This window comes from Lutimonas halocynthiae (assembly GCF_030409835.1).
Lineage (GTDB): Bacteria > Bacteroidota > Bacteroidia > Flavobacteriales > Flavobacteriaceae > Lutimonas > Lutimonas halocynthiae.
In genome coordinates this window covers 345,702-359,201 of sequence record NZ_JAUFQO010000001.1, presented here as the reverse complement: position 1 = coordinate 359,201, position 13,500 = coordinate 345,702, and the positions used below count along the sequence as shown (strand labels likewise).

At 36.2% G+C, this 13,500-nt stretch carries 8 protein-coding genes; 3 read left to right on the top strand and 5 right to left on the bottom strand.

Going from position 1 to position 13,500, the window contains the following annotated elements; translation table 11 throughout:
• Nucleotides 1–144 precede the first annotated feature (144 nt).
• From QWY87_RS01575 to QWY87_RS01565, 3 genes are all read left to right on the top strand, one after another.
• A complete protein-coding gene (locus tag QWY87_RS01575; protein ID WP_290287604.1) occupies nucleotides 145–1,539 on the top strand; it encodes a beta-helix domain-containing protein in 1,395 nt (464 codons plus the stop codon).
• A 90-nt stretch (nucleotides 1,540–1,629) separates the two neighbouring features.
• Nucleotides 1,630–4,443, top strand: coding sequence for a TonB-dependent receptor (locus tag QWY87_RS01570; protein ID WP_290287603.1), 2,814 nt, complete (start codon nucleotides 1,630–1,632; stop codon nucleotides 4,441–4,443).
• Between the two features lie 64 nt (nucleotides 4,444–4,507).
• Entirely contained in the window at nucleotides 4,508–5,233 is a 726-nt protein-coding gene (locus tag QWY87_RS01565) for a 3'-5' exonuclease (protein ID WP_290287602.1), read from the top strand.
• Between the two features lie 11 nt (nucleotides 5,234–5,244).
• Here the strand turns inward: QWY87_RS01565 and QWY87_RS01560 are convergent, their stop codons facing one another.
• The 5 genes from QWY87_RS01560 to QWY87_RS01540 all read right to left on the bottom strand — a co-directional run bounded on the left by QWY87_RS01560 (nucleotide 5,245) and on the right by QWY87_RS01540 (nucleotide 13,303).
• On the bottom strand, nucleotides 5,245–7,104 hold the full coding sequence (locus QWY87_RS01560) for an ABC-F family ATP-binding cassette domain-containing protein (RefSeq protein WP_290287601.1): 1,860 nt from the start codon (nucleotides 7,102–7,104) through the stop codon (nucleotides 5,245–5,247).
• 79 nt (nucleotides 7,105–7,183) lie between these two features.
• Nucleotides 7,184–7,732 (bottom strand): thioredoxin family protein, encoded by a 549-nt coding sequence (locus QWY87_RS01555; RefSeq protein ID WP_290287600.1) that lies wholly within the window; start codon nucleotides 7,730–7,732, stop codon nucleotides 7,184–7,186.
• 108 nt (nucleotides 7,733–7,840) lie between these two features.
• Nucleotides 7,841–9,616, bottom strand: a complete 1,776-nt coding sequence (locus tag QWY87_RS01550) for a peptide MFS transporter (protein ID WP_290287599.1) — start codon at nucleotides 9,614–9,616, stop codon at nucleotides 7,841–7,843.
• 64 nt (nucleotides 9,617–9,680) lie between these two features.
• Entirely contained in the window at nucleotides 9,681–11,084 is a 1,404-nt protein-coding gene (locus QWY87_RS01545) for a peptide MFS transporter (RefSeq protein WP_290287597.1), read from the bottom strand.
• A 14-nt stretch (nucleotides 11,085–11,098) separates the two neighbouring features.
• Entirely contained in the window at nucleotides 11,099–13,303 is a 2,205-nt protein-coding gene (locus QWY87_RS01540) for a S9 family peptidase (RefSeq protein ID WP_290287595.1), read from the bottom strand.
• Nucleotides 13,304–13,500: the final 197 nt, after the last annotated feature.

Genomic DNA, 13,500 nt, shown 5'->3' with positions numbered 1-13,500 from the left:
ACCCTTGTTAACAATAACTTAATATAGTAACACATTCAACACTTTTATTTGACTGACTATTAAATCGAACTTAACATTCCTATAACATATGAAGCTGACTTTTGTCCTGTAAAAATAAAATCAATTAAAACTAAAAAAATTAAAATGAAAAAATTTATTCTATCTAGTTTGATATTAGCCAGTCTGACTTTATCAATTTTAAGTTGTGATGATGAGACGAACGCTGGTGGTGTTTCTTGCTTTAATGGTATCAAGGATGGTGATGAAACAGGTGTTGATTGCGGAGGATCTTGTGTTCCTTGTGCAACTTGTGATGACGGTATCAAAAACGGTGATGAAACAGGTGTAGATTGCGGAGGTTCTAATTGTGAACCTTGTACAGGCATCATTACAATATCCGGAGAAATTTTAGCTGACCAAACCTGGACAGCAAATAACGTATATGTTTTAGCAGGAAAAGTAGTAGTGGATGATGGTGTAACACTTACGATTGAACCAGGAACTATTATTAAGGGCCAAAAAGGCACAGGCTCACTAGCTTCTGCCTTAATTGTTGCTCGTGGAGCTAAAATAATGGCCGAAGGGACTTCTGAAAAGCCAATTATTTTCACTTCTATTGATGATAATATTGCTGTTGGCCAACAAGCAGGAACTAATTTGAATGAAAGTAACAATGGCCTTTGGGGTGGTGTATTAATCTTAGGATATGCTAAAGGTTCTTTTAAAGGAGATGTAACTGAGGTACAAATAGAAGGAATTCCAGCAGGTGATACTTTTGGTTTATACGGGGGTGATGACGATGATGATAATTCTGGAATCTTTTCATATGTGTCGATCCGTCATGGAGGGGCTTTGATTGGAGAAGGAAATGAGATCAATGGTTTAACCTTAGGCGCAGTAGGAAGAGGAACCGTTATTGAAAACATAGAAGTTGTTGCGAATTTTGATGATGGTTTTGAATTTTTCGGCGGAACGGTTGATGCGTCAAATCTATTGGTTTGGGCTCAAGGAGATGACGCCTTAGACATTGATCAAGCTTATGGAGGTACCATTAATAATTCTTTGGTTGTTTTGGGTGAAACTTCAGATCATGCCTTCGAGGTTGATGGACCTGAAGGCGCATATGAGGCTCAATTTACAATTAGCAATACCACAATAAAAGGAAATGCTTCAACGCCAGGAGGTGAATATGCAGATTACAGAAGTAGGGCTATGGGTGCAACAAATAACATCTATGCTTATGGATTTAAAGAAACATCTGATGTTGAATTGGATAACAATGGTGTATCTCAAAACTTTTTAGACGGAAAGTTGACTTTCTCAGGTTGGGAAGTAGCAGGATTTGACAATAGCATATTTGTTGAAAAAGTTGCTAAAGACGCTGATGGAAACGAAACGGAATCAAAAATTATACTAAACCCTGACTTTACTGAAAGAGCAGCAACCTGGACAACTGAAGTTGTGGAAGGCAGCCAAACTGTAGGAGCCGATGTGTCAGTCTTTAACTGGACTTATGCCAAAGCGAAAGGGGCATTTTAACAAATTACGAAACCAACGAACAAAACACTCCAATTGCTCATCTTTCAGAGGATGGGCAATTGTTATACAAAACAGATTAGAAAGATAGTAATGAAGAAACAATTTTTATACCTGATTATTTTTGCTTTATTCAATAATTTAAGCTTTGCTCAAACGGGTGAATTAGCAGGAAAAGTAATGGATAAGGAATATAACGATATACTTCCTTTTGCCAATGTCATTATTAAAGAGACTGGAACAGGAACAACAACAGATTTTGAAGGAAACTACAGTTTAAAACTGGAAGAGGGAGTTTATACGGTTCTGTTTTCTTTTATTGGATATGAAACTGTAGAAATTTCAGAAGTCAGTATTGTAGCTGATCAAGCCATTATTGTAAATGCGAGTATCGGACCGCTTTCAAATCAATTGGAAGAAGTGATCGTAAAGGCAACCACGGCTGAAAATACAGAGGCTTCCATTTTGAACGTACAAAAAAAATCGGTCAATCTTCTCGATGGAATTTCTGCCCAGACCTTTAGTAAAATTGGTGCCAGCAAGGCTGCAACTGCCGTAAAAAGCGTTCCAGGTGTTTCGGTTCAAGGAGGAAAGTATGTATATGTAAGAGGTCTTGGAGATCGTTATACCAAATCAATTTTAAACGGTGTGGATATCCCAGGTTTAGATCCAGATAGAAATACAATTCAATTGGATATTTTTCCTACCAATATTTTGGATAATATTCAAGTTGTTAAATCATTTACAGCTGATTATCCTGCTGATTTTACAGGAGGCGTTGTAAATATTATTACTAAAGATTTCCCGAACAAAGAGGAATATAGCATTTCAATTGGCGCAGAGTATAATCCAAACATGCACTTTAGTTCTGACTATTTAAGCTATAACGGAAGTAAGTCAGATCCTTTAGGTTTTGATAGTGGAAAAAGAGCAAGGCCAATTCCTCGTGATATCACAATTCCACCTCCATCAGACAACAATCCAGCAACGTCTTATTGGACATCACAATTTGAGCCAGAGATGGCAGCTCAAAATGAAAGTAGTTTCTTAAATACAAACTTTGGATTTTCAGCAGGTAACCTTTATGATGTAGGACAAGGAAATAAGTTAGGGTATCAGGCAGTTGCTTCTTATAGAAATGAATTTATACTCTATGAAGATATTCAAAACGGAAACTGGAGAAAATCAGAAGACAAAAGCGTTAATGAATTGGACCCTGATAAACTTCAAAAAGGAAACTTAGCAAAAAATAACGTGCTTTGGAACGTGATGGCAGGTTTGACTTTCAAAACAGATAAAAGTAAGTATAGGTTATCGGCACTTCATATTCAAAATGGTATCTCAAGTGCTGGTTACTTAAGACAGGAATTGCTGTTCTCAGATGCGGTTACAATTTTCAAGGATAATTTAGAATACAAGCAAAGTCAAATTACGAACATCCTGTTAAACGGTAAGCATTCAAATGACGATGGATCATGGAATATTGAATGGAAAGTTGCTCCAACGATTTCAAAGATCAATGATAAAGACGTTAGAGTAACCCCTTTTGAGTATGATTCTGATGAGGATGTATATTTTATTAGTCCTAGTTCTGCAGGTAGCCCTCAACGAATCTGGAGGGATCTTGAAGAGATCAATTTAGTAAGTAAATTGGATTTTACCAAAAGACATGATTTGTTTAATAAAAAGGCAAAATTATTGTTTGGAGGAAATTATACGTACAAGCAAAGAGATTTTTCAATTGATTCATACCAGCTGAGAATACAGGGCGGAACGGGTCAGGAATTTGAAGGAGACGCAGACCGGTTATTAGACCCTCAAAACATTTGGACGGTCAATACACAAAAAGGAACTTATGCCGAAGGAAATTTTGAGCCTGCCAATACATTTGATGCAACTCAAAATATTGCCGCAGTATATGCGTCTGAAGAATTTCAAATTACAGACAAATTAAAGTCTATCATAGGATTGCGATTTGAAAAATTTGATTTGTATTATACTGGAACAAATAACCAGGGAGATATCATATTAGATAATGAGAAGATTTTAGACAAAGCAGATTTATTCCCATCTGCCAATTTTATTTATGCCCTTACTGATGCATCCAATTTAAGGCTTGCATATGGAAGAACCACAGCAAGACCCTCTTTTAAAGAAGCGTCAATCACACAAATATTTGACCCTATTTCAAGTACGACCTTCAATGGTAATATTGAACTGCAACCCACCTATGTAAACAACCTGGATTTAAGATGGGAGCACTTTGGAGATAAGGCTCAGATGTTTGCCATAAGTGCTTTTTATAAGAACTTTAAAGATCCTATAGAAATGTCTTATTTCTTATCTGCCTCAGATCAGTTTATTCCTCTGAATACGGGTAAAGCAACGGTCTATGGAGCTGAATTTGAAATAAGAAAGAATTTTGGTTTTATTATAGATAAGCTTGAAGACTTTAGCGTCAATCTTAATTTCTCTTTGATTAAATCAGAATTAGAAATGACAGATGCTGAATTGGAAAGAAGAACTTTGAGTTTAAGAGATGGAGAGACTATAGGTGACACACGAGATATGCAGGGTCAGTCTCCTTATCTTATTAACTTTGGACTGAATTATGCAAACGATGCTGGTTGGCAGACTAGCCTGTATTATAACGTGCAGGGAAAAACGCTTCAGGTAGTAGGAACCGGTGATGTACCTGATGCTTATACCATGCCTTTTCAAAGTTTGGATTTTATATTGAACAAATCATTCGGAGAAGACCTAAGGTCTAATATCAGTTTTTCGGTGAAGAACATTTTAGATAGTACTGTAGAGGCCAGATACCAATCTTTTCAGGCACAGGATCAAATATTTTCAAGTCTAAGCCCAGGAAGAGGAATATCTCTTGGATATACGTACAGGTTCTAATTCAAATCAATACCAATACTGTTCAAGACAGTTTACTTTTTCTACCCTTGCGAACCAATACTATATGGATCGCAAGGGTTTTTTGAATAAAATATTGTTTTTGGATATTGAGACAGTACCATTAAAAAGGAAATTGGAAAATTTAGCTACTTCTGATCAGGCTTTGTTTGAGAAAAAGACTCGATTTCAAAGAAAGGATGAGATCTCTGCTTCTGAGTATTATGAAAATGCAGGTATTTGGGCAGAGTTTGGCAAGATCATTTGCATTTCTACAGTATGTGTCAGAAAAAGCGATAAAGGCTCAGAGTTAGTCTTAAAATCCTTTTTCGGGCATGATGAGCATCAAATATTACAAGAGTTTAATGTATACCTTAACAAGAACTTCAACAACCAGTCTCATTTGCAATGTGCCCATAATGGTAAGGAGTTTGACTTTCCATATTTAGCAAGGAGAATGATCATTAATCAGATCCCTTTACCAGAAATTTTGAACTTGTTTGGCAAAAAACCTTGGCAAATGAGACATATAGATACAATGGACTTATGGAAGTTTGGGGATTATAAACACTACACTTCGCTTGATCTGATGACATCGGTTCTGGGAATTCCATCTCCAAAGACTGACCTTACGGGCAGTGAGGTTCGAAATGCTTATTATGAGGAGAATGATTTGGATCGAATCGTTAAATATTGTGAGCGGGATACGATTAGTGTTTTAAAAGTTTTTTTGAGATTAAAAGGAATATCGAAAGAATTCGATCAGTGTTTTTCTATCGAATATGAGAGCTAAATAATGATCGTCTAGGATTCCATTTTCATTGACAGCTCAAGCCATCTTTCTTCTTTTGTTTCCAAATCTCCAATGAGGCTTTGTAAGTTTAAAGAGGTCTCTTCAATCTCTTCCGGGCTCACTTCGTTGTTTGAGAACTTTGTTTCAATCGCTGTTTTTTTTCTCTCAAGATTGGCGATGTCTTTTTCAAGTTTACCCATCTCTCTTTTTTCTGAATGAGAAAGCTGGCCAGTATTGACTGCTGTCTTTCTAGTATCTTCTTTTTTTACTTTCTGATTGCCTTCCGAAGGTTTGGAATCTTCATAAATTCTGTAATCAGTATAGTTACCAGGAAAGCCATTAATAACACCCTCTCCTTCAAAAATAAACAGGTGATCAACAATTCGATCCATAAAATACCTGTCGTGTGAGATTACAAGAAGGTTTCCAGGAAAATCCAATAGAAAGTTCTCTAAGACCTGCAAAGTTATAATGTCAAGATCATTCGTAGGTTCATCAAGAATCAAAAAATTTGGATTCTGTATCAAGACAGTACAGAGAAATAATCTTTTCAGCTCTCCTCCTGAAAGCTTTTCGACAAAATCATATTGCTTTTTACGATCAAAAAGAAATCGTTCAAGTAGCTGCCCGGCGCTAATGGCCTTGCCTTTACCCAGAGGAATGTATTCACCATATTCCTTTATCACCTCAATAACCTTTTGCCCTTCTTTAATTTTAATTCCACTTTGAGAATAATAACCAAACTTGATCGTTTCACCGATAACTACTTTTCCAGAATCAGCCGCAAGACCTCCGGTAATCATGTTGACAAAAGTAGATTTACCAGTACCGTTTTTTCCAATAATACCAATTCGCTCACCTCTTTTGAAAACATAATCAAACTTATTGATCAGTAATTTTTCATCAAATGCTTTAGAAACATGGTGTAACTCGACAACCTTACTGCCCAGCCTTTCCATTTTGATGTCTAGTTGAACCTGATGGTCTTTTCTTCTTTGATGCGCAACTTCTTTGATTTGATGGAAGTCATCAATTCGTGATTTAGATTTGGTAGTTCTGGCTTTAGGTTGCCTGCGCATCCAATCTAATTCTTTTTTAAAAAGATTTTTTGCCTTAGAAACAGTGGTTTGCTCTGCCGTAATTCGCTCTTCTTTTTTCTCGAGATAATAAGAGTAATTACCTTTATACCGGTATATTTTTCCATGGTCCAGCTCAAGTATATCATTACAAACTCTGTCGAGAAAATAACGGTCGTGGGTAACCATAAATAGCGTTGTATTGGCCTTTTTTAAATGTTGTTCTAGCCACTCGATCATTTCAAGATCGAGATGGTTAGTAGGCTCATCTAAAATAAGAAGATCGGGTTGCTCTAATAGAATCATGGCTAATGCCAATCTTTTTTTCTGACCTCCTGAAAGTGAAGATACTTTCTGCTGCAGGTCATTTAGTTTTAATTTGAAAAGAATTTGTTTGTATTGGGTTTCAAAATCCCAGGCATTCTTTTGCTCCATCAATTCAAAAGCCTTTTGATATGCTTCTGCATCTTCTGGATTGGTTAAGGCATGCTCATAGAGCTCAATCACTTTTAAAGTGTCATTGTCAGAATCAAAAATGGTTTGCTCTACAGTTAGTTCTTCATTGAGATCTTCTTTCTGAGACAGGTAAGCCACCTTTATATCCTTACGAATGATAATATTCCCGGAATCAGGGCTGTCATCGCCAGCTATAATCTTTAATATGGTTGTCTTGCCAGTTCCATTTTTAGCAACAAATCCAATTTTCTGATCTTTGTTGATGCCAAAAGAAATGTCTTCAAATAGTACTCTGTCTCCAAAAGATTTTGAAATATTCTCAACGGATAAATAATTCACTTGGGTGATAATTTAACAATGGTTATTCTTGAATGCGCGTTACATCACAAAGATCCAAGAGAAATAAATTTATTCGAAACTACCCTTTGAACTGCGAAACGAAATCTTTTTGATATTCATCCCATTGTTCTTGGGTGTTGATGCTTTGATGGTCGTCATTGTAAAAGAGTTTCAAATACAATTCCAACTGGTTCGGGGTTTTATATCCCGGAACAGGGAGCAAGGTATCACCATTTTCGTTAAAGAACACTATGGTTGGATAAGCGGTTATTTTTAAGGCTCCTGCAAGCTCATGCTGCGCATTTCTGCCACTCCTGCCTGGATCGTAATTAGGATTGCCAAATACCTGATCCTTGAAATTAATAGGTTTATTACTTTCAGCGTTAAATTTTACTGCATAATAATTTTCATTGACATACTGAACAACATCCGGATTCTGGAAGGTGTTTTTATCGAGCATTTTACAAGGTCCGCACCAGGATGTGTAGACATCCATAATGATTTTTTTTGGACTAACAGCTTGAGCAGCAACTGCTTCTTCAAGACTCATCCAATTGATTTTTTTCTTCTGAGATTGCGCCGAAATGGTAGTTATTACCAGGGCCAAAATTAAAAAGGTCTTCTTCATTTTATTCAAATTATACATTGCCTTAGTAGCTTTGATTATTGCAAAATTACATAATCTGTCCTTAAAATTTGTTAAAGGTTATGTTAATGAAACAAAATCTGGTCGAAATTATTTTACACCATGCATTAATTTTTTTAGTATTGGGTTCAGCAGAATGGATATAAAACCAACTGCAATAGGAATAATAGTAAAGATCAAAAAGAACGAACTCAATGAATACTCCTCAGAAATTTTGTCTATTAAACCACCCATAGTCCCGGCAGTCTTCTGACCAATTGCTATAGCCAGGTACCAGATACCAAACATAAATCCAATCATACGAGAAGGCACGAGCTTACTTAAATAAGAGAGCCCCACTGGCGAGAGACAGAGTTCACCCATGGTATGTAATAAATACGCAAGGATTAAGAAAATCATACTTACCGAAGCAGTTTTGGCTCCGGATGGAATACTCGCAGTACCAAAAGCAAGAATTGCAAACCCTAGCCCAAGTAATATAAGCCCTAGTCCATATTTCATAGCAGCACTTGGATTGTATTTACTTTCCCACCATTTTGAAAAGAATGGTGCAAGTGTGATGATAAAAAACGAATTTAATATACCAAACCAAGATGCCGGAGCTTCTGTGGTGTCCTTACTAAACTCTCTATTAATTTTCCAACTCACAATTAGCCATAGCCCTAAAAAAGCAATACCTAAAATAATGTTTGAATAAGGAATTTTAGAATAGGTTTTTTTAAACAACAAAAATAGTACCCAAGTTATAATCGCCAAAGGGCCAACCGTTAGTATTGAATCTACTATTTTGAAAATCATTGCAGATGCCCCGGTTAAATTTCTCGCTGTATAGTCTCTTGCAAAAATCGTCATGGAACCTAAAGATTGTTCAAAAGCGGCAAAAAAGAATACAGTAAAAAGTCCAAAAATTGCTACTGCTATGATGCGATCTCTAGTTACTCTTTCGTATCTGCTTACTCTGGAAACCAAGAGGTATAGAAACATAACTAATCCTGATAATACTGTTACTGTCGACCCATTGTAACCACCTAAGGAGAAGTTAAGGAAACCCGACTCACTTACTTTTGACATTGGGTCATTAAACAAATATAGCAGCCCACATAAAGCTGAAAGCGTGACAAGTATTTTATCAAGAGAAGTAAAAGGATTTAATTTTTCTGCTTTTTCAGATTTAATTTCAACCGTTTCAGTCTCTTTTCTTATTTTTTCTGATGCAGCTATTACACTAGGTCTTTCCCCTATATTTCCAAATAAATTTTTAGCCATTAAGAATTGAAGCATCCCTAAAAACATAAAAATTCCTGCCAAACCAAAGCCATAACTCCAACCTAAATTTTCTGCCAAATAACCACAAAGCATCATACCGAAAAAAGCACCAGCGTTTACTCCCATATAAAAGATAGTGTAAGCACCGTCCTTTTTGGTCTCTTTTCCCTTGTACATCGTCGAAATAATGGATGTAATATTAGGCTTAAAGAAACCCGTTCCTATAACCAGTAATGCCAGTCCCAGATATAACGAAAATTGTGTTTCAAAGACCATGGATAGATGACCAAGGGTCATAATAACACAGCCAATTACAACCGCCCATTTATATCCTGTATACTTGTCTGCTATAAATCCGCCGACAATTGGCGTTAAATATAGCAATGAAGCATAGGTGCCTATTAAAGCCAAGGCATGTTCTCTTGGCCATTCCCACCCGGGATTATCCCCTACTAATGGGGCAGTTAAAAACAAGACCAATAAAATTCTCATACCGTAGAAAGAAAAACGTTCCCACATTTCAGTAAAAAATAAAACAAATAACCCCGCCGGGTGCCCTAAGACCTTGTCCTTAAATAGATTTTCTATATCAGTGTTCATAAATTAAATATTTGGAATATTAAAAAACCCCTTTAAGAATATCATTCTTTTAAGGGGTTTGTAATCAATTGTTTGTCAAAACTGCTTTTTCTTCTTCGGTAACTTCATGTTCATCATCTTCTGCGCCATGGGTAAGTGCTTTTAATTTTTTAAAGAATGCAAAAATCAGTAAAGCAAAAAGGATACAAAATAATGCGATTCCTGTAAAAACAGAGAACTCACCAAATTGAGAAGCTGACTCACCAAGTAATCCAGCTAATTTATTTCCAAGGCCTGTGGTAGCAAAGTAAAGTCCCATCATCAAGGAAGCGTATTTTGCAGGCGCCAATTTAGTTACAAATGAAAGTGAAACAGGAGAAAGGCTTAATTCACCAATGGTGTGCAATAAATAAGCCAATACCAACCAATACATTGCAGAAGAACCTGAACGTTCAAACTCAAGTGTAGCACCTGTCATAAAAAAGAAACCTGCTCCCATGATGACCAATCCCATGATCATTTTGAACAATGAAGATGCTTCTCGGCCTTTTAATTTACGTTTTGCCCAATAAGCGGCTACAGCTGTACCAAGGAAAATGATGAACATAGCATTTAATGATTGAAACCATGAAGCGGGTACTTCGTTACCTATAAAGGGTAAAGAAAATGAAAGCATTCTATTTGTTTTTTCAGAGGCATATAGGTTCATTAAACCACCCGCCTGTTCAAAGGCGCCAAAGAAAACGATTACCATTAAAAAAGACAGGATCAATACAATCACCCTGTCTTTTTCAATTTTTGTCAATGGTCTTTTTAAAGAATCTCTGTCTTCTTCATTTTGAGAGGTTCCTAAAAAGTTACCGACACTTTTTAAATATTTTTGTCCTACAAGATATTGAATCAAGCCTAGAGCCATACCTATTCCGGCAAGACCGAACCCATAGTGCCACCCATAGACTTCTCCTACAGTTCCTACGATAAGACTTGAAAGAAATGCCCCAACGTTGATACCAATATAAAATATCGTAAATCCTTTATCTCTTCTAATATCGCCTTGTTTATAAAGCCCTCCTACCATGGTTGAGATATTCGGTTTTAGCATCCCAACTCCGGCAATGATCAAACCAAGCCCTGTATAAAAGGCCCATAGTTCTTCAATTGCAAGTATGCTGTGTCCGGCAACCAAAAGTATACCACCATACAAAACTGATTTTTTCTGTCCAAAAACATTATCAGCTATCCATCCTCCGGGAATCGATGCCACATAAACCAACATCGTGTACCATCCATAAAGTTGCAAAGCTTCTGAGTTGGTCCAACCTAGCCCAGCATTAGAGTCTGTAGTAGACCTTACCAAATACAAAACGAGAATGGCCCTCATTCCGTAGTAAGAAAAACGCTCCCACATCTCTGTAAAAAAAAGAATAAAAAGCCCTACAGGATGCCCAAGAAATTCTCTTTGCTCCGGTGATTTTGTTATGGCAGTCATATATATAGTTTAAGTTAGTCGATTAAATTTTCTTTTTTTTCTTCTGAATCTCCCAGAGAGCGGTCAATAAAAGTAGTCATTTTTTTGAAAAGGTGTAATCGGGTGTTTTTACCTTTATAAATACCATGAGCTCTATCGGGATAAGTGAAATAATCAAACTGTTTATTGGCTCCAACCAGGGCATTGATCATTTGCATTGAATTCTGAACGTGCACATTGTCATCCCCCGTGCCATGGATCAGTAAATAATCTCCTTTTAGTTGGTCAGCAAAATTGACAGGTGAATTGTCATCGTAGCCGGCAGCATTCTCTTGTGGAGTCTGCATGTATCTTTCAGTATAGACCGAATCATAATATCTCCAGGATGTAACTGGTGCAACAGCTATGGCCATTTTAAAAACATCAGCTCCTTTGGTAATGGCAAGAGAACTCATAAAACCACCGTAACTCCATCCCCAGATACCGACTCGATTTTCATCGATGTAAGCTCTTTTTCCTAATTCTTTAGCTGATTCAATCTGATCCTCGATCTCGTATTTTCCTAATTCTTTATAAGTTACCTTTTTAAAATCCCTTCCCTTATAACCAGTGCCTCTCCCATCAACACAAACAATGACATAACCTTTCTGACTTAGCATCATGTGCCAATAATCATGTCGCCATGCATTGTGCCATCTATTGGCAACTTGTTGTGAACCAGGACCAGAATACTGGAACATCAGCATTGGATATTTTTTATTTGGATCAAAATCTTTCGGTTTCATCATCCACATGTTAAACTCGCCATTGGCGGTTTTAATGGTGCTAAATTCTTTTACCGGTAAATCATAGGCTGTTAATTTCTCCGCCAGATTCAGGTTGTTCTTGATCTCTTTTAGTTCATCTCCGGTTTTAGCATCTACCAAAGTAAAAACCGTTGGGTTTGTAGAACTTGAATAGGTGTTCACAAAGTAGTTCAAACTATTGCTGAATGCCGCTGAATTCGTTCCGATATATTTGCTTAGCTTTTTCTTTTTCTTGCCGGAAATATCAATTGAATAGATACTTCTGTTTATTGACCCTTCTTCAGTAGATTGATAAAATATTTTTTTGGTTTTTTTATCGAAACCATAGTATTTGGTAACCTCCCAAGATCCGCTTGTAATTTGATTTTGCAGCTTCCCGTTCTTGTCATAAACATATAAGTGATTGAATCCATCTCTCTCACTACTCCAGATAAAGCTGTTATCATATAAGAATGTCAAATCATCGGTTACATCAACATAGGCTGCATCAGTTTCATTAAGAAGAAGAGATGCTTCATTTGAACTTGCATTAAATGACACAAGATTCAAATTATTTTGGTGTCTGTTAATAGTCGTTACAGCCAATATATTTGCCTCTTTTGTCCATTGAATACGAGGAATATAATACTGTTCAAATGCTTTAATATTCGCCTGAAAATTCTCTTTTTTACTCAGGTCATAAATATGAAGTGATACTAGCGAATTGTTTTCTCCGGCTTTAGGGTATTTAAAAGTTTGATCTGCCGGATACAGTCCGGTTCCGTAAGTATCCATTGAGAACTCAGGAACTTCAGTTTCATCGAACCGAATAAATGCAATTTTATCTGAAGAAGCATTCCATTCAAAAGCGCGAACAAAGCTAAATTCTTCTTCATAGACCCAGTCAGTGATTCCGTTGATGATCTTGTTATTTTCACCATCTGTAGTTATCTGTGAAATCTCTTTTGTTTTTAAATCCTTGATGTATAAATTATTCTCATGTACAAAAGCCACTTTACTTCCATCTGGAGAAAAGGTTGGTTCCTGGATATTCTTGTCAACGATTAATTCAAGCAATTTACTGTTCAAGTCGTAGACATAATATTTTCCAATTTTGGAACGTCTGTAAATTGGCTCAAGGTTAACACCAATAATTAACTTTTGTTCGTCCTCACTGAATGTATAGGCATCAAAAAACTTGATACCATCTAAATCTTTTCCTAAGACAACAGTTTCAACTTTTTCAAGTGTTTTGTAATCATATTTATCCATGTAAGTACCATAAGAATTATGGTTTAGAATCGTGTAGAAATCTCCATTTTTCATCGACTGAAAAGCTTCAAGAGATTGTGTGGCAAAAGCATTTTTCGCCCAGATGTCTTCTAAAGTAATTTCTTTTTCTTGTGAAAAAATAGGCTGAACAAGTATAACGAATAGAAGAAAATATACCCTCATAAAAATAACTGAATTTAAAAAAACCAAGTTTACGGAAAATATATGAAATCAATTCTTTTTTAGAAAGAATTTTTACTGTTTTACGGATAGATTCTTAGCTAAGAAACTACATTTTATCTAAGGATAATGGATGAGATTAACGATCTGTTTAAGCAATCTATTTTAAACTTGAAATTCGTTCATTTTCTTGTGATTTT

What these genes read in the sequence shown, in the direction of transcription:
- QWY87_RS01575 (WP_290287604.1), top strand. Translation starts at nt 145, where the DNA reads ATGAAAAAATTTATTCTATCTAGTTTGATATTAGCCAGTCTGACTTTA.
- QWY87_RS01570 (WP_290287603.1), top strand. Translation starts at nt 1,630, where the DNA reads ATGAAGAAACAATTTTTATACCTGATTATTTTTGCTTTATTCAATAAT.
- QWY87_RS01565 (WP_290287602.1), top strand. Translation starts at nt 4,508, where the DNA reads ATGGATCGCAAGGGTTTTTTGAATAAAATATTGTTTTTGGATATTGAG.
- QWY87_RS01555 (WP_290287600.1), bottom strand. Translation starts at nt 7,732, where the DNA reads ATGAAGAAGACCTTTTTAATTTTGGCCCTGGTAATAACTACCATTTCG.
- QWY87_RS01550 (WP_290287599.1), bottom strand. Translation starts at nt 9,616, where the DNA reads ATGAACACTGATATAGAAAATCTATTTAAGGACAAGGTCTTAGGGCAC.
- QWY87_RS01545 (WP_290287597.1), bottom strand. Translation starts at nt 11,084, where the DNA reads ATGACTGCCATAACAAAATCACCGGAGCAAAGAGAATTTCTTGGGCAT.
- QWY87_RS01540 (WP_290287595.1), bottom strand. Translation starts at nt 13,303, where the DNA reads ATGAGGGTATATTTTCTTCTATTCGTTATACTTGTTCAGCCTATTTTT.